Genomic DNA, 19246 nt, shown 5'->3' on the forward strand with positions numbered 1-19246 from the left:
ACCCCGGTCGCGACCGCCCGGCCCCGCACCGCGCGCCCAGCGGCCCTCCCCTCGCGCCGAGGTGTAAGGAAGGGCCCCTTGTTAACGCCTCCGGTAGAGGAAGGGACCCTTATTAACAGCCCCGGGCATGGGGGGAGCCCGGCGGTCGCTAGCGTGACGGGGTGACCACCGATCCGCTCGCCCCGCTGCTCGCGCTCGCAGACGTCGCCCCCGCCGTCGAGCAGGCCCGCGAGCGGGTCGACCTGGCCCACCGGCACCGCGCGCTGCGCCGCCAGGGCGGCCAGGTCGCCGCCGAGGTCAGCCTCCGCTCCGCCGTGGCCAGCGCCGCGCTGGAGGGCCGCGTCCACGACCGCGAGGAGGTACGCGCCGGCACCGTCACCGACCCGGTGATGCAGGGCGCGCTGCGGGTGGCCGGAGCGCTGCCCGGGCTCAGCGATCTCTGGCCCAAGGCGCCCCGGCAGGTGCTGGCCCGGCTGCACGTGCTCGCCGCCCGCGACGTGGTGACCGAGGAGGAGCTGGGCCGGCCGGTCGCCGACCCGGTGGTCGCGGCCCGCCTCGACGGCCTGGCCGCCCTGGTCGCCGGCGGCACCAAGGTGCCACCGCTGGTGCTGGCCGCCGTCGTACACGGCGAGCTGCTGAACCTGCGCCCGTTCCCCGGCCCGTCCGGGGTGGTGGCCCGCGCCGCCGCCCGGCTGGTGCTGATCTCCACCGGGTTCGACCCCCGCGGGCTGGTCGCTGTCGACGTCGGTCACCGCGAGCGCGAACCGGAGTACGTGGGCGCGGCCGGCGCGTTCGCCACCGGCACGCCCGACGGCCTGCGCTCCTGGCTGCGGCACTACATGACGGCTGTCGAGGTCGGCGCCGACCAGATCACGCTCATCGGCGACGAGATCCTCGCCGCGTCCTGAGGTCGCGGGTGTCAGGCGGTCGGCGCGGCGGCGCGGGTGCGGCGGTGCCGGCCGTACCAGGCGATGCCGATGGCCACGCCGACTCCGACACCGAGCGCCGCGGCCGCGACCGGCACGGCCGGCCGCTCACGCAGGCGGCGGCCCAGCGGAATCGGGTGCCGGAACTCCAGCACCGGCCACGAGTTCTCCACCGCCAGCTTGCGCAGCGCCCGGTCCGGGTTGACCACCGTCGGGTGCCCCACGCACTCCAGCAGCGGCCGATCCGAGTACGAGTCGGAGTACGCGTACGAGTCGCTGAGGTCGTAGTCGCGTTCCAGAGCCAGCTCGCTGACCGCCTCGACCTTGCTCGGACCGGCGGCGTAGAACTCGACCTCACCGCTGTAGCGGCCGTCCACCACACCCATCCGGGTGGCGATCACGTCGGTGATCCCGAGCAGCTCACCGATCGGCCGGACCATCTCGTCACCCGACGCGGAAACCAGCACCACGTCCCGGCCGGCGGCCTGGTGCTCCTCGATGAGGGCGGCCGCCTCGGCGTACACATAGGGGTTGATCAGTTCGTGCAGCGTCTCCGCGACGATCTGGCGGACCTGTTCCACCGGCCAGCCCTTGCAGAGCGTGGCCAGGTAGTCCCGCGTGCGGGCCATGGTCTGCTCGTCGGTGCCGCCCAGCCGGAACATCAACTGCGCGTACGCCGACTTGACCACGTCACGCCGAGTGATCAGCCCGTCCCGGTAGAACGGCCGACCGAATGCCAGTGCGCTTGACTTGGCGATGACGGTCTTGTCGAGATCGAAGAAAGCGGCGCTGCGGCCCACGGCGCGAAAGTCTAGCCCGACAGCGGCGCGGAGGCGTCCGCCCAGGGTCATGGAAGTGGATGAGCACCCGCAGGAGTGACGGCGGTCACATCTGATGTGCAAGAAATTAGCTTTGCGTGGACTGAACACCACTCGACGTATAAGGGTCGGCTGCGGCATGCTTGTCCTCGCGACGGGAGTTCACATTCCCGACGCCGCAGGCCTCGGCGGTTGCACCCCCCGTAACCGCTGAGTCGGTTCGGCTCGACCCCCCCGGAGCCGAACCACAAGACGACCCCCGTCTCCCCCCGACGGGGGTCGTCCCTTTGCGGCTCCCCCTTCCGGCGCAGGTGAAGGTGCATTCTCCGGGCCGGCCGGGTGCGGCTCCGGGCGGAAAGTCAGCGAATCGTCAGCGAACGTCAGCCGGACCCGATCGGCGTAGTCGTCGGGCGTGTGCGTGTACCGGTCCAGCGTCGTTGACGCCTTCTCATGGCCCACCACCCGCCGCACCACGTTGACCGGCACCCCCTCCGTCACCAGCCACGTGATGTACGAGTGCCGCAGGTCGTGGAACCGCAGCCCGCCAACCGCCGAGGCCGCCGCGTGCGCCACCGCCGCCGCCTCGGTGGCGAACTCCGACCGCTGCTCCCGCCCGTCCCGATCCGGCCAAACCGCCAACCACCGGCCCGGCGCCACCTCGGTCACGCGCCCGAGCAGACCGGCCCGCACCAGCGACGGCAGCCACACCCGCCGCCGGAAGTTCGACCGCCGCTGCGGCCCGCCGTCCCGGTCGGCGAAGACCAGCGCCCGGCCGTCCGGCGAGCCGGCCCCGCGCCGCCGGCGCAGCTCGTCGACGAGGAACCGCGGCATCGGCACCGCGCGCACGCCGGCCCGAGTCTTCGGGTACGCCCGCAGCACGATCCCGCCGTGGGTCTCCACCGCCACCTGGGCGACGTGCACGAGCCCTCGGTCGAGGTCGACCGCTTCCCAGGGCAGACCCGCGCACTCACCCCAGCGCAGTCCCGCCCCGGCGGCAGCGCAGACGATCCCCCGGTGTTCGGCCGGCACGGCCGGCAGCAGCCGGCCGAGGAACATCTCCCGGCTGATCGTGCCGGCACGAGCCTCACCGGCCCGATTTCGCGGTATCCGCACCCCCTCGCACGGGTTCACCGCGATCAACCGCGCCCGGATCGCCGTCTGCATGATCATCGACAGCATCCCGAGATGCTTCGCCGTCGTCGAGGGCGCCAAGGTTCGGCCCAGGTTGGTCACCCACTCCTGCACCGCCAGGTAGTCGATCCGCGCCAACGGCCAGTCCGCCCACTGTGGCAGCAGATGCGCCCGCAACATCGATTCCGTCCGCTCGACCGTCCGAACCTCCACCGACCGCCCGGCCAGCCACCGCGTCACGAACTCACCGAACCGCAGCCGCCCCGCGTGCGGGTCGACGTACGTGCCCCGGTTGATCGAGCCCTCCACCTCGGCCAGGTACGCGTTCGCCTCCTTCTTCGTGCGGAACGTCTTGGCCTTCTGTCGGTTCGCCGAGTCCCGCCAATTGGCCCGGTAGGTCCCGGCCGGCGTCTTGTTCACGAAGCCCACGGTCACCAACCCCTGCGCGGCGAATCGGTCCCGGTCGCCGAGAGCCCGCCGGCCGCCCCGTCCAGCCAGGCGTGGAAGCGGCTGCGCGGCACCACCCAGCGGCGCCCCAGGCGCTCAGCGGGGATCTGCCCGGCCCGGACCAGGGCGTAGGAGAGGCGGCCTCACCGACCCGAGGGCAGGCCTGCCGCAGCTCGAATGGAACGATGTTGGACAAGATTTCCCCCATGGTTCAGGCCGCGAGCGCGGCAGGTTGATCGGATGACGGCGTGCCCGCGGCTGTTCGTAGGCGTGCGGTGTCGAGGTCTGTGCGCCAGCGGATGCGTGCGGATATGGCGCGCAGGAGTCGGTGTTCCAGGGGTGGCACGTCGGGGTCTTCGGGTCGGGCGAGTTCGAACCGGTACCGCTTGGATCCGTCCGTGTCGTCGGCCGCCTGGTCGTGCTGGTCGGTGTCGGCCATGCCGCCGGCGAGGATGGCGCGTACCCATGCGCGGTTGTCGGCGCGGTGGTCGGCGAGGGTCTTGCCGGACCATTGGCGGGAGACGAGGACGCGGCGGCCGGTGAAGCCGAGGGTGGAGCGTTGGTGCACCTTCCCGGTGCAGCGGCCCGGGGTCAAGCCGGCCTTGACGCCGTCGGGCTGGACGCCGTAGAGCAGCCAGTTGGCGCACGTCGGCGAGCACGGCAGCACCGAGAGTTCGGCGTGGAGGCGGTCGAAGTGTGCCTTCTGCGGGTCGGAGCGGGGCTTGGCCTGGTCGGTGAGGTCTTTGGTGACGTACTTGGTCACATAGCGGATGGACCGTTCGGCGTCGCGGGTGCCCTGGTCGATGCCGCGGGCGTCGATGCGGCCGAGGCGGGCGACGTAGGCGGGTCGGCTGTCGGGCTCCTCCAGGGCGTCGAGGGCTTCACCCCAGGTGGGCAGCGGCTCACGGGTTTTGGGGTCGACGTATGCCTGTCGGTCGACATCCCAGACCGGCGGCTTGTCGACCCGGTAGACCGGTTCGTCGAACAGTGGCCACCAGACCTGGTGGTAGGTGGCGGCGGCGATCTGCTTGAGCAGCCGACGCGGCAGGGTGCCCCGGATCGCGAAGTGCGCGTGTGGGGCGAGCCGGCGTTGCAGCTCGACGGCGCCGGCGTATTGGACGTTCCAGCCGGCGGCGCGGCGGACGTTCTGCCACCACCGGTCGAGGACCCGGGCGAAGTGGATCGCATCCAACGCTGCGCGCCGGTAGTCGTACCCGGCGGGGTCAACCGGGGTGCCGAGGAGGTCATCGTGCGGGCCGTGCCGTGTACCGCACTCACACGGCGCGACGTAAGGCGTGTTTCAGAAGTCGTGGTGGCCGGTGAAGGTCGCGGCGTGGCGGTGATCGACAACTGAAGAGGTCTCCGGTATCTGGTTCTGCGACCAAGCAAGAACGTCATACCGGAGACCTCGTGGCCACCTTAGCGGTGACGAGGCGGCACGACCTCACCGACGCTCAGTGGCAGCGGCTCGCCGCGCTGCTGCCTGCCGCGTCGGCGAAGGGCCGGCCGCCGAAGTGGGAGAAACGGCAGCTCATCGATGGGATCAGGTGGCGGATCCGGATCGGGTCGCCCTGGCGTGACGTCCCGACCGAGTACGGACCCTGGCAGACGCTCTACGGCCTGTTCCGTCGCTGGCAGCGCGACGGCACCTGGGACAAGATCCTGGCCGCGTCACAGGCCACCGGCGATGCGCAAGGCCGGATCACCTGGACGGTCAGCGTGGACTCGATGACCAGCCGCGCCCACCAACACGCCGCCGGCGCACGCAGAGACGGCCACCTGCAGAAAGAGCCACCCGGTGGCGTGCACGACGAACCCGCCGATCACGCCCTCGGACGATCTCGCGGCGGTCTGACCACAAAGACGCATCTGGCCTGTGAGCAGGGACAGAAGGTCCTATCGATGGTCGTGACCGCCGGGCACCGTGGTGACAGCCCTCAGTTCATCCCAGTCCTGCGCCGTATCAAGGTGACCCGCCTCGGAGTGGGCCGGCCCCGCACCTGCCCCGACCTCGTCCTGTCCGACAAGGCCTACACCAGCCGCGGAAACCGCGCCTACCTGCGCAAGCGCGGGATCAAGGCGTGCATCCCGAGCAAGAAAGACCAGGACGCCCACCGCAAAGCCAAGGGCAGCCGCGGCGGGCGGCCGCCGAAGTTCGACCGAGACCTCTACCGGATGCGACATGCCGTCGAGAACGGCATCGCCCGACTCAAGCGCCACCGCGGCGTGGCCACCCGCTACGACAAGTTGGCCGTCCGGTTCCAAGCCATCCTGACCATCACCATCATCTGCGAGTGGCTCTGACCGGCTTATGAAACACGCCTTAGGCCACCAGCGTCACCAAGATCCATCCGTGTTCCTTGCCTCTGATCGTCCCTACTCGGTAGATGGTAGGGAGTCCGTGCTTGCTCCGGGAGATGGCCAGGGCTAGCCGGGTCTGGACGAAGTGGAGTAGCAAGCAGGGCTAAGCTATTACAACTCAGCGAACGGGTCTGCTGCCCGGGTCTGCTGCACCGATAGGTGACGTCTGAGATGGCTTGCCCTGTGGGCGGGCTGGAAGGATGTTGCTGTGCCCAAGCCCTACCCCGAGAGTTCCGTGTCGACGTTGTGCGTGTCGCTCGTGACCGCGAGCCAGGCGTGACGGTTGAGCAGGTCGCGAAGAACTTCGGAAGGCACCCGATGACGTTGTTCAAGTGGTTGCGCCAGGCCGACGTCGACGCCGGCGTCTCGCCCGGGACGTCCAGCTCCGAGTCGGCCGAGCTGCGGGAGGCGCGTAAGCGGATCAGGTTGTTGGAGCAGGAGAACGAGGTCCTGCGTCGGGCTGCGGCCTACTTGTCGCAGGCGCATCTGCCGGGAAAAGGCTCTACCCGCTCGTGAGCGAGCTGGCCGCCGACGGGATCCCCGTGGCGGGGACGTGCCGGGTACTACAGATCGCTCGTCAGCCCTACTACCGGTGGCTTGCCCACCGTGTCACCGACGCTGAGCTGGCGCAGGCGTATCGGGCGGACGCGTTGTTCGACGCCCATCGCGACGACCCGGAGTTCGGCTACCGGTTCCTGGCCGATGAGGCCCCGCGCTGCCGGCCAGCCGATGGTCGAGCGCACCGCCTGGAAGACTTGCTCCGGTATGGGCTGGTGGAGCGCGTTCAGCAAGCGCAAGCGTCGGGGCAAGGGCGGCAAGGTCGGTCCGCCGGTGCACGACGATCTGGTGCGCCGCGACTTCACGCCGACGGCCCGAACCGGTTGTGGCTGGCCGACATCACCGAACACTGCACCGGTGAGGGCAAGCTCTACCTGTGCGCGATCAAGGACGTGTGGTCCAACCGGATCGTCGGCTAATCCATCGACTCGCGGATGAAGTCGAGGCTGGCCGTCAACGCCCTGCACAACGCCGTAGCCCGCCGTGGTGACGTGGCCGGCTGCGTGCTGCACACCGACCGCGGGTCGCAATTCCGAAGCCGGAAATTCGTCCACGCCTTAACCAGCACCACGTAACCGGGTCGATGGGCCGCGTCGGCGCCGCTGGCGACAACGCTGCCATGGAGTCGTTCTTCGGCCTGCTGCAGAACAACGTCCTCGACCGCCACACCTGGACGACCCGGCAACAGTTGAGGACCGCGATCGTGACCTAGATCGAACGGACCTACCACCGCCGTCGACGCCAACGATCCCTGTCCCGGTTGACCCCCGTCGAGTACGAGCCCACCATGACCCCACCGGCCAGTCAGGCCGCGTGACTGAAACTGTCACCTATCGGTGCAGCGGACCCGGAACCGTCAGCAGCGAGGTGTCTTCGTGGACGAGATCCTGACGCTGCTCGAAATTCTCACTGCAAACATGGAACCTTGGACCGAGGTTGCGAAGCTGCCCAAGAGCGGCGGGCAGAACGGCAATATCCCCGGACTGCGCAACGAGTGGATCAACATGACCGCCGCTGGTCTTAACGTCATCGGTCACGTAGCGTTCCAGATCAACAAGATCCCGGATCTCGCCACGCGTATCGCCCTCTATAAGCGGTCTGGCAACCGACATCCCTTGGCGTCGATCGGACCCCTTCGCCGAACCTGCGCGGCTGACGACGTGCGATGTTGGCCCCGTCCATCCCGGACGGGGCCGCTTGCTGGTCCTGCCGGTCGTCTGGCGGGAGCCTAGCTGCTGGAAGTGGTAATGGTGCACGATGGCCGCGGCTTGGGACGTCGAGCCATTATCTCGCAAGTCACTGGACCGTCAGCTGATGCCATGCCGCATCGCAGCTCTCGATCATGCTTGACGACACAACCAGGATCAGCCGGGCCGACAAGCCCCTCATCGCCGCAGTTTCAACGAAAGTTCAGCGACAAGCCGAGATAGTCGGAGAACAACCGGTCTGTCTGGCATCCTGGATCGGAGCACGGCCAGTGACTGTTGGTAGCTAGAGAGAAGCTCCTCCGGGCTCTCAGAGCTATCATCGAACATGTTCATGCCGAATCGAATAGTGTCATCCAACAATGACTGCAAGCTTGCGGCCTTGTCGGCTGCAATGACTAGGAGAGAATCTTCCCCGTACTCGCACATCCGCCGCAGCTGCAGTTCCTTGCGTTCAGCCCAAGACATTTCCCTTCTCTGAAAAAAGTCGGCGTCAGTGCAATCTGCGACAATCCTATAGATCCTTGCACCGAACTCTTCCCGCAGTTCGTCGCGAGACACCGGCTGGTCTTCGAGTACATCATGGAGCAGGGCGGCAACGGCGACGTCCTCGCCGCCGCCCTCCTCGAGAACGATCGCTGCCGTAGTCATCAAGTGGGAGATGTATGGCGTGTTCGTGTTATGGCGGACTTGATGGCTGTGCTTCTGGAGTGCCCACGAAAAAGCGCTCGCAAAGCGGTCAGTCAACAGCAGCTCCGTCGTGGATATCATCGCTGAGCTCCTCTCATTGCGTGTTAGATATCTCTTGCGCGAGCCGAGACAGCGGGAGGTGTAGCTCCCTCAAAGCAACTCTACCTCCTAGCTGTATGCCAGCACGTGGCATTTCGTCTGAATCTCGGTAGAACACGTTTGCTGTCCGCCGCTCCCGTGGTCCCCTAAGAACAAGCGTGGCGCACGGGGAATCGCGGAGTGTCAAGGCCTGATGAACAACATCGGCGGGCGTCGCATAAACGCCCTTCAGAGGAGCTCGCTCAATAGTCCGAAAGGGTGTAAGCGATACCGATCTTCGAAGTCGAAGTCGCGCAAAACGCCCTGAAAAATAGGGTTGGTATTCGTAGAGGTGCCATCTAGGGATCGCTGCTTGCGTCGACTCCTGCTCTAACTCGATAAACCTCTGGCGGCCTGTGAGTAAGACGGAACAGAAGCCGAAGCGATGGTTGTGTGGCCTAGAGATGTGCAGTTCATCCCCCGCCGCTGGCCAATAGTGTAGGGTTAGACGGGCCTTCGACTTAGGAAACTCAGCTAGCAATACCTTGGTGAAGCCATTTATGTGCCGATAGGGCGTTCTGCTTGCAGGCAGTTGACCCGCCGCTATTCCTGAGGCCAGTCTTTTAAGGCCGTGCGCGATTTTTGTCGGCGTTAATTCCGCGAATTCCTCGCGGAGCATCCCGAATCGCTGCTCACGGTGCGTTTCCGGCAACCAGGTGGCAGGTGGGCCTATCTTACTCATTGGCGACCTCCTTCTGTAGGGCCACGTAATGATCGATCGCCGAGCGTACAGTCGTGCGCAGCCTCTGACGGAATGCAAGAACTGTGGAGATGTAAGCCAAGACGGGGCCAACCACTGCGAAGAGGAGTCCTATCCACAGTGGAATGTGCGAGTTTCGCCAAATGAAGATAGCAATCGACAGCGTCGAAATCGGTAAAGCCGCCAGGGAGGGTCGAAGGATGCGCAGCACGTTCTCATGACTGCCGATCCTTTTTGCGGCACCATCAGCCCGACGGCAGGCAGCACGCATATAGGAAAAGTCGGACCAGCCGACCCGGCGTCGAGGGTTTCTCAGCTTGGCCCATTCGGTATCCGATAGCTCAAATTCCATGGTCCGTATGCACTTGGCCGAGACCCTCTCACCTTGTCTCTTTACCAGGGCGGTCCCGAGTTCGGAGCATAAAACTCCAGCGACATAGCTTGTACAGGCAAGGCCTACCACGGTGCCAGCGCCCCCTAGAACGGCGGCGCCGCCTTGCAAGGCCTCATGGCCCAGGCCGGTATCATTCACCAGCAAAGCCACGGAGCCCGTCAATATCGCTCCAGGTACTACGAACTCGGTCAGCATGCCGTTGACGTCCATAGATGCAAGGTTACGACCGTCTCTGAAAATCTCGGGCGCTCGACAAGTTTGCCAACCGGCCGCTGGCGAGCCTGGCACCGCTGGACCACCCTCGTCATCGCCGCACACGCGTTCCTCGCCGCCGTAGCAGCGGCCAGCACCACCAGCCCGAACGGCTTTAATCCCGATCACCGTCAACGAAACCCGACGGCTGTTCCACGCGCTGGTCATCGAACCCACCCGACGCGTCGGCGACGTCATCGCCTGGTCCATCTACCGACGCCAACACCAAGCCGAAGCCAAGATCAGCCACTACGCCCGACGAGCCCTCACCGAGCCCTGAAACGGATCTCCTGCTGGAGTACTAGGAGGCGGCAGAATGCACCGGAAGCCTCGATGCGGATTGCCCGGCATATGGGAGGACGGCCTCCGGTAGCTGCTCGTCGAAGCCGATCACCACGAGCTGACACCAGTCGGCAGGCTCAGCGGGGGCCGGCCAGGGCCGCCCGCTGACCGGCGGTCGACAGCGGCGCTGACAGCAACGCCACGGGATAGCCACACACTGGCGAGCGCTGGGACGGACGAATCACCCCGAGTGTACGGCCGTTGCTGAACGCCTGCGGGCGCGGCGCACAGAGCTTGTAAGCGAGACGTCAGCCGCGGAGGCAGCAGCGCGGCCAGGTCACGGCGATCCGGCGACTACGGGTAGACGTCGCGGGTGGGCGGTAGCCAGTGCGGCCACCACGGCGGCTCTCCGGCTGGGCACAGAGCATTTTGCAGTGGCAGCCCGGCAAGCGCGAGGTACGCCCAGGAGAGAGCCACGACGACGACAACGGTGGTCAGGGCTGAGATTCCAGCCCGCAGGGCCGGGGTCGCCACCCACCGTCCAGTTACCGCGTATGCGCCGATGAGGGCCGCACCATGAGCGATGACCAGCACCGGAAGAACTACTACGAGCCCGAAGGCGTTGGCTGTTGCATTGACCCCGACATCACAAGAGGCATATGCGCCAGCCACCACGGAGCTTCCCGCGCAGGAGGCGAGCACGGCCAGGACCAGAGCTGCAAGAAGGTGGCGACCGGCAAGTAGCTTCTGACGGCTGGGTGCCTGAGCCACCGTGGTCTCCTTCGCGCAGTCGCGCTGGCCGCACGGATTCGATCACAGAGGGCTGTCGACAGCAACGAGCCGGGACCTGTGCAGCCGGAGCGCGCCGCAGGCGGACGGCCGGTTGAGGTGAAGGATGTAACCCTGGATAGCACCGCATCGGCCGCAGTGCCGGACGCGGCGCGTCAGCCGATCGTCAGCGAACGCCGTACCGCGCAGCTCGACTCGATCATGCTCGACGGCACGACCGGTGCGTCTGACCACGCGGAACGGCACTCGATCACACTCGCTGCTGGGTCAGGTCACTTTCCCCCCGTTACCTTTTTGATCGTCCCCAGCCGGGGACCCTCGGTTGCCCGGCCCGGTATGACTTCCTGCCCCTGTCGTTTCGATGATCCGGTGGGTGTTGTCGCCGGGTCGGGTGGCGTTGGCGGACCGCTGATAGGGACACGGCCACCCGTGTTGGGGTAGGTCTCTTCGTAACGTGGCTGCCGGCAGTCCGACGCTCAGACCAGCGGCCGAGGCCACGATGAGATACGTGGAGGCAGGTGCGGTGCACGACGGATACGGCGTCTACCTCGGCTTGGACGTCGGCAAAGAGGGTCACCACGCGGTCGGGTTAGCTCCTGGCGGAAAGCGGCTGCACGACGCGGCGCTGCCGAACACCGAGGCCCGCCTGCGGCAGCTGTTCGACAAGCTGGCCCGCCACGGCACGGTCTTGGTGGTGGTCGACCAGCCGGCCTCGATCGGCGCCTTGCCGGTAGCGGTGGCTCGGGCGTGTGGTCATCAGGTTGCTTACCTGCCCGGCCTGGCGATGCGGCGCATCGCTGATCTGCATCCGGGTGCGGCGAAGACCGACGCCCGCGATGCCTACGTCATCGCTGATGCCGCTCGCACCCTGCCCCACACGTTGCGACGGGTCGACGTCGGCGACGAGGCCCTGGCCGAGCTGGAAGTTCTGGTCGGCTTCGATGACGACCTCGCTGGCGAAGCCACCCGCGTGTCCAAGCGGATCCGTGGCTTGCTGACGCAGATCCATCCCGCTCTGGAACGAGTCCTCGGCCCCAAGGTCCACCACAAGGCGGTCCTTGAACTGCTGTCCCGCTGCGGCGGCCCCGTCGGACTGCGCAAGGCCGGCCGCCGCAAGCTGCTCTCGATCGTCGCCGTCCACGCACCACGCATGGGCGAACGACTGGTCGAGCAGATCATGACCGCCCTCGACGAGCAGACCGTCACCGTCCCCGGCACCCAGGCGGCGGAGACGATCCTGCCCCGCCTTGCCGACAGCCTCCGCGATGTCCTGCGCCAGCGCGGCCAAGTCGCCGGCGAGGTCGAGAGGATCCTCGATGCTCACCCTCTCGCCCCGGTCCTGACCTCGATGCCAGGCATCGGTGTCAGGACCGCCGCCCGGATCCTGCTCGAAGTCGGTGACGGCACCGCGTTCCCCACCCCCGGCCACCTGGCCGCCTACGCCGGCCTGGCCCCCGTCACCCGACGATCCGGCAGCAGCATCCGCGGCGAGCATCCGCCCCGAGGCGGGAACAAGAATCTCAAACGCGCCCTTTTCCTCGCCGCGTTCGCCGCCCTAGCCGACCCCGTGAGCAGGGCCTACTACGACCGCAAACGCGCCGAGGGCAAACGCCACAACGCCGCCCTCATCTGCCTCGCCCGCCGCCGCTGCGACGTCCTATACGCCATGCTCCGCGACAAGATCCCCTACCAACCACGCCCCACCAGCCCCGTCCCCGCTTGACCAAACCCATAGGGACACCCCCCCGACGGGGGTCGTCCCTTTGCGCCGCGAGCGTTCCGCCGCAGGTCACAGCCCCTCCCCGTCGCCTACGGGCGGCGTCCCCGGCATCGGGCGGGCTGAACCGTACGGCTTCCCGCGGTGCCCGGACTCCGGCCTGGTTGCAGATCGGTCTCAAGGCCCTGTCGCAGAACCAGCAGGCCGACATGATCGTCCGAGGTGGCTTTCTGCGGTACGGGGAGGAACGGCGTGGGCGCGAAGACGGCACTGCTGGCGTTTACTGACGGCGACATTCGTCCGGCGCTGCGTGGCGCCGGGCGATCGGCGCGAGCCGAAGTCGAGGCGTTGATACGTCGAGTCCACCCCGGCCACGTCGTCGAACCAGCCGACGACGACACCCTGCTCGACGGCGTCTACCCGCCGGACGGCGTCACGTACGCCACCGTGCTGGCCGGGGCGGAGCTGTACTGCGACCGACGGCTCGTGGTCGACCGCCCGTCCGAGCTGCCGGAGCACCTGCGCCTGGCCGGAGCAGGGCGGCGAATCATCATGCACGGGATGCACTCGGCAGTGGACTGGCTCGGCTTCGCGGTGTGGGAGGACGGCGTGCTGGTCCGGTCGCTGAGCCTGTCGCCCGACGGCGGCATCCAGGAGAACATCGGCGAGCCGTACGACTTCGAGCTGCCGTACTGGGCCGGTGAGCATCGCGTCGAGCCGGGCCCGTACCCGTTGCCGTTTCATCCCCTCGACCTCGGCGAGGAAGCGTTGCGTGCGCTGTTCGGCTTCGTCGTCGAGGGCCGTCCGTCCCCCGACGACATCGACCCCGACGATGTTCATCTGCACGGCTTCCGCGTGAGCGACCCGTCCGGCGAGGAACAGGCCGCCCGTCAGGCCGCATATGCGGAGGCACTGCGAGCCATGGGACCGCCGCGGAGGTACCGCATGGGGCCGGACGGAACGATGCACGAGATTAGCTCCTGACCCGCCGACGGGCGGACCAGCAGGCGCGTGCCCGGTCAGGTGAGGCCGAGCGCCGTGAGGAGTTGCGTGAACCTGGGCGCCACCAGCCGCCAGGAGCATCGGGTGGGGTCGGTCCAGAAGTCACTGGCGACGACCCTCGGGTCGGCGACGTCGGTGCGGTAGTCGAGCGCGAGGGCTACGTCGTCTCCAGGGTCCCGGTTGACCGCGATGAACACCGCGCGATCGGCATCGAGCCACGGCAGGGCGACCGGACGATTCATGCGGCTGCCGCGGGTCACTCGAAACAGCTGCGACAACGGGGCGTCGTCGGCGAAGAGGTCCAGGGCATTGTTCTCGAACCGCATTCCGTCAAGACTGGTGGGGAACATCAGTGGGTATTCGAACCACGGCATGACGCTCCGGAGCACGTGGTCTCCGGGGTGCCGCCAACGGTCCTGTTCCAGCAAGGTGGCCAGCGTGGTGGGCAGGGGGAGACCTCGGACCGTCCAATCCTGTGGACGAGGGCTCTTGTGCACGTCACCTCGCAACGTCAGATGTCCGGCAGGGCGGCCAGAGTAGCTGTTCACGGCGCGTAGGCGGGGTCGGCGACGGCCTCGGCGATGCGGGTGAGCCAATGCAGGTCGTTGGCCCGGGACTCCGGACTGGCCCCGGGCCTCAGGATGCTGCGAAGGAACTCGGCGGCATCGTCGAGGTGTCGCTCGCCGCGGTAGTAACTCAGCAAACTCTGATCCGGCTCGACCGGGCCGTAGCCCCGCCGGAAGAGCTCGGCCCGGCGCGCGTCGGCCGGGTGGTCGCCGAAGTCCCGGCTGTAGACGAACATCAGGTCCCGCTCGCGCGGCGCGAGCATCGGCGCGTCCCAGTCCACGACGTGTAGCGGACCGTCGCCGTCGGCGATCAGGTTGCCCGGGTGGATGTCGGCGTGGGCGATGACGTGCCGAGCGCGCGTGACACCGGACGCAAGCTCATCCACCGTGTCCGCCAATCGGTGCAGCGCGGTGCCGTACCGTTTCCAGAACGCGCCGAGGGCGTCGCTCGCCGCGGCCTGATCGCCGAGCGTTCGCAGCCGCTCGCCCGCGGTCGACCGATAGGTCTCCACCGGCAGGACGGCGGCGAGTTCGGCGCTCGGCGTGACCTGGTGCAGCCGGCCCAGGAACTCGCCGTACGCGATCCACTGGCCGTCGGTGAGACCGCGAGCCCACAGACTGCCGCCCTCATGGAACGGGTAGAGCAGCAGCCGGTAGCCCTCGAAGCCGTGTACGGCGCCGCCGTCCGGCAGGTCGATCGGCGCGACGACCTGCCGGAGGCCTCGCGCGCGAAGGAATCCGGGCAGCGCGACGGCGGCCCCTGTGAACTCGCCGCGGCGCAGCTTCAGGAAGTACCGCGCACCGCCGGTCGTGTCCACCCGGTACGCCCAGGCGTTCCCGTCGAGCCCCACCGGCAGGAACACGAGGTCGGCGACGCTCAGGGCCCAGGCGGCGGCCACCTCGGCGGCCAGCAGCGGCTCGTCGACGCCAGGTCTGTCGATCACGGCCGGAGCGTCGCAGCCGGGGTCCCGGCCGGCAAGCGAGTTGTGGTCGGGTCAGCGAATCACCGCGCGCGAGGTGTGCCTGGCCGGCTCGAAACACACCAGCGCTCCGCCGCGCTCGTCGGTGACCACCCAGGGATGACCGACGTACGTCTGCTGCCGGTAGGACTGCCCAGGCTCGAGCAGCGCGTACCGCTGGCGCCGGCCCTCGTAGTTGAGCCAGTAGACGGCGACGCGCTCCCGCCGGGTGTTGACGAAGTCGATGAACGTCTCCGGTCCGCCGCCGTGTGAACGCAGCCTCCGTTCGTGTGTCGGCGACAGCGGTCTGAGCTCGTCGGGCCCGGCGACAGGCGGTTTCGAAGACCTGGAACGGGAGGGCTTCGGCGACGCCGGCTGACTGGTCGGAGCGGCGGCCCGGCTCGGCTCGGCCGTCCGGGTGGGCAGGACGGAGCGGCTGGAGAGCGACACCGGCGGCGGCGACCAGGACGCCTCCGGTGGTTCCGCGGCACCCTTGGACAGCGCCGGGGATGCCAGGATCGCCTGCCCCTCGATCGGCGGTGGAAGGTCGGGGCGGCGGGGCGTCGCGAAGGCGCTGACGATGCTGGCGAGCACCACTACCACGAGCCCGACCGCGATCGCGGCGAGCGCTGCCGGTGACGGGTCGCGCAGCCAGGCCTCGCCGCCGGTCGGTCCGTCGGGCAGCGCGTGGCGCGGAGGTGGGGGAATCGCGAGGGGGTGCGATGAATCGGTCATGGCCTCGAATCCGCAAAGCCGGTGCCGTCCATGGAGCGGCGAGGGGTCCCCGATTATCCGTTACTGATCATCCCCGTAGTCAATGGCTGACCGTGCGTTCGCTGCTCAACCCTCGCGCCACATAGCAGATCCACTCCTCCGCCGAGGTCTGTCCACATCGCGTTCCGCCGTCCACAGGGGAGTCCACATCTCCCATATTCGGCTCATCGGCCGGGCAGGCTGCCGGGCACGTCCGAGTCCGACCGAGGGAGACAGCCATGCCGCCCCGCACTCCGCTCCCGCCGTACCGTCGCCTGCCTCTGCTCGTCACCTCCGACGGCGACCTTCTCGACGAGCTGTTGCGACTCGCGGCCGCCGGTGGCACCGAGGTCGAACTGGCCGCCGACCCGGCGGCCGCCCGGGCCCGCTGGGCGCCGGCGCCGCTGGTCCTCATCGGCGCCGACCAGGCGGCGGCCTGCCTGCGGGCACGCCTTCCCCGCCGCGCCCGCACGGTCCTGGTCGGTCGCTCCGGAGAACTCGATCCGGGTACGGAGTTGGCCGAGCTGATCGGCGCGGAGCACGTCGCGACACTGCCGGCGGCCGAGCCCTGGCTGATCGACCGGTTCGCCGAATGCGGGGCCGGCCCGGCGGGTCCGCCGTCGGGGCGGGTGGTGGCGGTGCTCGGCGGGCGGGGCGGCGCCGGGGCCAGCGTGCTCGCCGGCGGGCTCGCCGTCACCGCGGCCCGGTCACGCCTGCGCACGCTGCTTGTGGACGCCGACCCGCTCGGCGGAGGCCTCGATCTCGTACTCGGGTGGGAGCAGCTCGACGGGTTGCGCTGGCCCGAGTTGGCCGGCACGGACGGGCGCGTCGACCCGCCGTCGCTGGTCCGCGCGCTGCCCAGCCGAGGCGACCTGGTGGTGCTCTCCTGGGATCGCGGGGACCTGCGGCACCTGCCGGCCGAGGCGATGGCCGCCACTGTCGACGCCGGCCGTCGCGGGCGGGACCTGGTCGTGCTAGACCTGCCTCGGCACCTCGACGACGCGGCGGTGATCGCGCTCCAGGCCGCCGACCGCGCGCTGCTCGTCGTACCGGCCGAGCTGCGGGCGGCAGCCGCGGCGGCCCGGGTCGCCGCCCTCGCCGCGCCACACTGCGTCGACCTGTCGGTGATCGTGCGCGGCCCGGCGCCCGGCCGGCTCCGCGCGGCCGAGGTGTCCCGGGCGCTGGGCCTGCCGCTCGCCGGCACGCTGCGGCCCGAGCCGGGGCTGTGCCGAGGGCTGGAGCGGGGCGAGGCGCCGGGCGCGAGCGGCAAGGGCCCACTCGCCGTCCTGTGTCAGCGGCTCGTGGACGAGCTGGTCGGGTCGTCGGCGGCGGGTGCGGCATGACCGGGCCGGCCGACCCCGGGGAACTGGCCGTCCGGGTCCGGCACCGGTTCGCCGCCGAGGCGACGCCGGTCACCCCGGCGGCGATCGTCTCGGCCGTACGCGCCGAACCGGCGACCGCGGTGCTCGGCGACACCACGTTGCTGCGGATCGCCGACCGGGTCCACGACGACCTGATCGGCGCCGGTCCGCTCGCGCCGCTGCTCGCCGACCCGCAGGTCACCGACGTGCTGGTGAACGGGGTACGGGTCTGGGTCGACAGGGGGCAGGGGCTGCGTCAGGTGGCGGTGCCGCTGGGCACGCTCGACGACGTACGCCGGTTGGCGCAGCGCCTCACCGCCGCTGCCGGACGCAGGCTGGACGACGCCGCGCCGTACGCCGACGCGCGGCTGCCCGACGGCACCCGGTTGCACGCCGTGCTGCCGCCGGTGGCGACCGACGGGCCGTACCTGTCGCTGCGTACCTTCCGGCAGCGGCCGTTCACCCTCGACGAGCTGGTGGATCGGGGCACGGTTGCCCGGCCGGTCGCCCCGCTGCTCGCCGCAGTGGTGGCCGGCCGCCTCGCGTACCTGGTCAGCGGCGGCACCGGCTCCGGCAAGACGACGCTGCTCAACACGCTGCTCGGGCTGGTGCCCGGCACCGAGCGGATCGTGCTGGTGGAGGACGCCGCCGAGCTGCGGCCGGTGCACCCGCACGTGATCGGGTTGCAGGCGCGCACCGCGAACGTCGAGGGCGCCGGGGCGGTAGGGCTCGGTGACCTGGTCCGGCAGGCACTGCGGATGCGGCCGGACCGGCTGGTCGTGGGCGAGTGCCGGGGCGCCGAGGTGGTGGACCTGCTCGCCGCGTTGAACACCGGCCACGACGGCGGGGCGGGGACGCTGCACGCGAACGCTCCGGCCGACGTCCCGGCCCGGCTGGAAGCGCTCGGGATGCTCGGCGGTCTGCCGCGCCTCGCACTGCACGCGCAGGTCGCCGCCGCGCTGCAGGTCGTCCTCCAGCTCCGCCGGACCGGCGAGGGACGGGTGCTGGACTCCATCGGCCTGCTGCTGCCCGACGGCCCCGACCGCGTGGTGACAGTGGTTCCGGCCTGGGTACGAGGACGGGGTCCCGGTCCGGCGGCCCGTGCGCTCGGCGCCCTGCTGCGGCAGCGGGGTGTGCCGGTGCCGCCGGTCCTCCGGGTGCCCGGGGCGGAACCGTCGTGACCGCGCAGCTCGGGCTGGTGGCGCTGCTTCTCGCGGTCGCGGCAGCGGCCGTCGCCTGGCCGGTACGCGCAGGTCGCGCCCGGCGACTGGCGGTTCTGGGCGGCGGCCCGGCCCAGCGGGCAGGCGGTTCGGGCCGTCCGCTCGACGCCGGGCCGCAGTCGTCCGGCCAGCCACCGGGCCGCGCTCGGGAACCACGTCGGCCCGGAGCCGGGCACCCGGCACATCAGTGGATCAAGCCCGGCCCTGCCGCAGACCGGGCAGGGCAGTGGACCGGCGTCGGGCCTGCTCGCGAGCCGGCGCAACGGGCAGGGGAGTGGGCCGGCCTCGGGCCTGCGTCCGCGCTGGCGCATCGGGCACGGCGGTGGGTCGGCCTCGGCCCGGGGACGCTCGCGGCGGACGGCGACCGGGCCGCCGGTCCGCCGGTCCTGTTCACGCCTCGACGCGCGCTACCCGTGGCGGCGCTGCTCGGCGCCGTGTCCGGGGCGCTGCTCGGCGGTCCGGTGGCGGCCCTGGCGCTGGCCACCTACGGCGTCCTCGCGGCCCGGGCGGTGCTGCGTCGGCGTACCCGAAGGGCGGCCGCGCTCGCGCACCGCCGCGACCTCGACCGGCTCGCCGCCGTCGCCGCCGACCTGCGGGCCGGGCTGCCGGCCGACCTGGACGACGGGCCGGGCCGGGTCGCGCGCCTGGCCCGGGCCGCCGGGAAGCTGGCTGACCGCACCGGAGCGCCCCTGGCCGACCTGCTGGAACGGATCGAGGCCGACGCCCGCGCCGCCGACCGGGGGCTCGCCGCTGCCGCCGCCCAGGCCGCCGGGGCCCGGGCGACCGCCTGGCTGCTCGCCGCGCTGCCCCTGGGCGGGATCGGCCTGGGCTACGGCATCGGGGTGGACCCGGTGGCGGTGCTCCTGCACACGCCGGTAGGTGGCGGCAGCGCGCTGGCGGCCGTCGCGTTGCAGGTCGGCGGGCTGCTCTGGGCGGAGCGGCTCGGCGTCACACCCGGGCGGGCCTCTTGATGTCCC

The 19246-nt window shown here is 69.7% G+C and carries 16 protein-coding genes and 2 pseudogenes; 9 read left to right on the top strand and 9 right to left on the bottom strand.

The window, feature by feature from the left end; translation table 11 throughout:
- Positions 1-161: 161 nt before the first annotated feature.
- Positions 162-908: an oxidoreductase gene (locus tag J3R08_RS01355; protein ID WP_043327263.1), complete on the top strand. Its 747-nt coding sequence runs from the start codon at positions 162-164 to the stop codon at positions 906-908.
- A gap of 11 nt (positions 909-919) precedes the next feature.
- Here the strand turns inward: J3R08_RS01355 and J3R08_RS01360 are convergent, their stop codons facing one another.
- From J3R08_RS01360 to J3R08_RS01375, 4 genes and pseudogenes are all read right to left on the bottom strand, one after another.
- Positions 920-1726: an HAD family phosphatase gene (locus tag J3R08_RS01360; RefSeq protein ID WP_043327262.1), complete on the bottom strand. Its 807-nt coding sequence runs from the start codon at positions 1724-1726 to the stop codon at positions 920-922.
- Between the two features lie 180 nt (positions 1727-1906).
- Entirely contained in the window at positions 1907-3295 is a 1389-nt protein-coding gene (locus J3R08_RS31745; protein WP_280841764.1) for a tyrosine-type recombinase/integrase, read from the bottom strand.
- 11 nt (positions 3296-3306) lie between these two features.
- Positions 3307-3447: a helix-turn-helix domain-containing protein gene (locus J3R08_RS32800; protein ID WP_348531766.1), complete on the bottom strand. Its 141-nt coding sequence runs from the start codon at positions 3445-3447 to the stop codon at positions 3307-3309.
- A gap of 86 nt (positions 3448-3533) precedes the next feature.
- Positions 3534-4613: pseudogene (locus tag J3R08_RS01375) on the bottom strand (replication initiator); the annotation flags it as partial.
- A 119-nt stretch (positions 4614-4732) separates the two neighbouring features.
- Between J3R08_RS01375 and J3R08_RS01380 the strand changes: the two are divergent.
- The 3 genes and pseudogenes from J3R08_RS01380 (at position 4733) to J3R08_RS01390 (ending at position 7473) form a co-directional block, all read left to right on the top strand.
- Positions 4733-5626 (top strand): IS5 family transposase, encoded by an 894-nt coding sequence (locus J3R08_RS01380; protein ID WP_209959692.1) that lies wholly within the window; start codon positions 4733-4735, stop codon positions 5624-5626.
- A 228-nt stretch (positions 5627-5854) separates the two neighbouring features.
- A pseudogene (locus J3R08_RS01385) lies at positions 5855-7058 on the top strand (IS3 family transposase).
- 58 nt (positions 7059-7116) lie between these two features.
- Positions 7117-7473 carry a hypothetical protein gene (locus J3R08_RS01390; protein ID WP_209959694.1) on the top strand — a complete coding sequence of 119 codons (357 nt, stop codon included), beginning with the start codon at positions 7117-7119 and terminating at the stop codon, positions 7471-7473.
- 153 nt (positions 7474-7626) lie between these two features.
- On the opposite strand, the gene J3R08_RS01395 is transcribed toward J3R08_RS01390, so the two are convergent.
- Both J3R08_RS01395 and J3R08_RS32805 read right to left on the bottom strand, forming a co-directional pair.
- Complete coding sequence (locus J3R08_RS01395) at positions 7627-8217, bottom strand: HD domain-containing protein (RefSeq protein ID WP_209959696.1); 591 nt, start codon at positions 8215-8217, stop codon at positions 7627-7629.
- A gap of 731 nt (positions 8218-8948) precedes the next feature.
- The gene (locus J3R08_RS32805) at positions 8949-9830 is read right to left on the bottom strand and encodes a hypothetical protein (RefSeq protein WP_209959698.1); all 882 of its coding nucleotides are present in this window, start codon (positions 9828-9830) and stop codon (positions 8949-8951) included.
- A gap of 1360 nt (positions 9831-11190) precedes the next feature.
- On the opposite strand from J3R08_RS32805, the gene J3R08_RS01405 reads away from it, so the two are divergent.
- Positions 11191-12414 (top strand): IS110 family transposase, encoded by a 1224-nt coding sequence (locus J3R08_RS01405; RefSeq protein WP_245254647.1) that lies wholly within the window; start codon positions 11191-11193, stop codon positions 12412-12414.
- A gap of 246 nt (positions 12415-12660) precedes the next feature.
- Complete coding sequence (locus tag J3R08_RS01410) at positions 12661-13392, top strand: hypothetical protein (protein ID WP_274477194.1); 732 nt, start codon at positions 12661-12663, stop codon at positions 13390-13392.
- A 35-nt stretch (positions 13393-13427) separates the two neighbouring features.
- Here J3R08_RS01410 and J3R08_RS31750 read toward each other — a convergent pair whose 3' ends face one another.
- From J3R08_RS31750 to J3R08_RS01425, 3 genes are all read right to left on the bottom strand, one after another.
- Positions 13428-13736 carry a hypothetical protein gene (locus J3R08_RS31750; protein ID WP_245254648.1) on the bottom strand — a complete coding sequence of 103 codons (309 nt, stop codon included), beginning with the start codon at positions 13734-13736 and terminating at the stop codon, positions 13428-13430.
- Positions 13737-13954: 218 nt separating this feature from the next.
- Positions 13955-14920 (bottom strand): phosphotransferase enzyme family protein, encoded by a 966-nt coding sequence (locus J3R08_RS01420; protein WP_187693916.1) that lies wholly within the window; start codon positions 14918-14920, stop codon positions 13955-13957.
- Positions 14921-14971: 51 nt separating this feature from the next.
- Positions 14972-15670 carry a hypothetical protein gene (locus J3R08_RS01425; RefSeq protein WP_209959701.1) on the bottom strand — a complete coding sequence of 233 codons (699 nt, stop codon included), beginning with the start codon at positions 15668-15670 and terminating at the stop codon, positions 14972-14974.
- Positions 15671-15927: 257 nt separating this feature from the next.
- On the opposite strand from J3R08_RS01425, the gene ssd reads away from it, so the two are divergent.
- Genes ssd through J3R08_RS31755 form a run of 3 tightly spaced genes read left to right on the top strand, consistent with a single transcriptional unit; the run spans position 15928 to position 19240 of the window.
- Positions 15928-17031, top strand: coding sequence for a septum site-determining protein Ssd (ssd, locus tag J3R08_RS01430; RefSeq protein WP_064448448.1), 1104 nt, complete (start codon positions 15928-15930; stop codon positions 17029-17031).
- The gene (locus J3R08_RS01435) at positions 17028-18230 is read left to right on the top strand and encodes a TadA family conjugal transfer-associated ATPase (RefSeq protein ID WP_064448449.1); all 1203 of its coding nucleotides are present in this window, start codon (positions 17028-17030) and stop codon (positions 18228-18230) included. Before ssd ends, J3R08_RS01435 begins: the two co-directional genes overlap by 4 nt.
- A complete protein-coding gene (locus J3R08_RS31755; protein WP_064448450.1) occupies positions 18227-19240 on the top strand; it encodes a hypothetical protein in 1014 nt (337 codons plus the stop codon). Before J3R08_RS01435 ends, J3R08_RS31755 begins: the two co-directional genes overlap by 4 nt.
- Positions 19241-19246 lie beyond the last annotated feature (6 nt).

The sequence above is a fragment of the Micromonospora sp. HB375 genome (genome assembly GCF_017872985.1).
Classification (GTDB): Bacteria; Actinomycetota; Actinomycetes; order Mycobacteriales; family Micromonosporaceae; genus Micromonospora; species Micromonospora chalcea.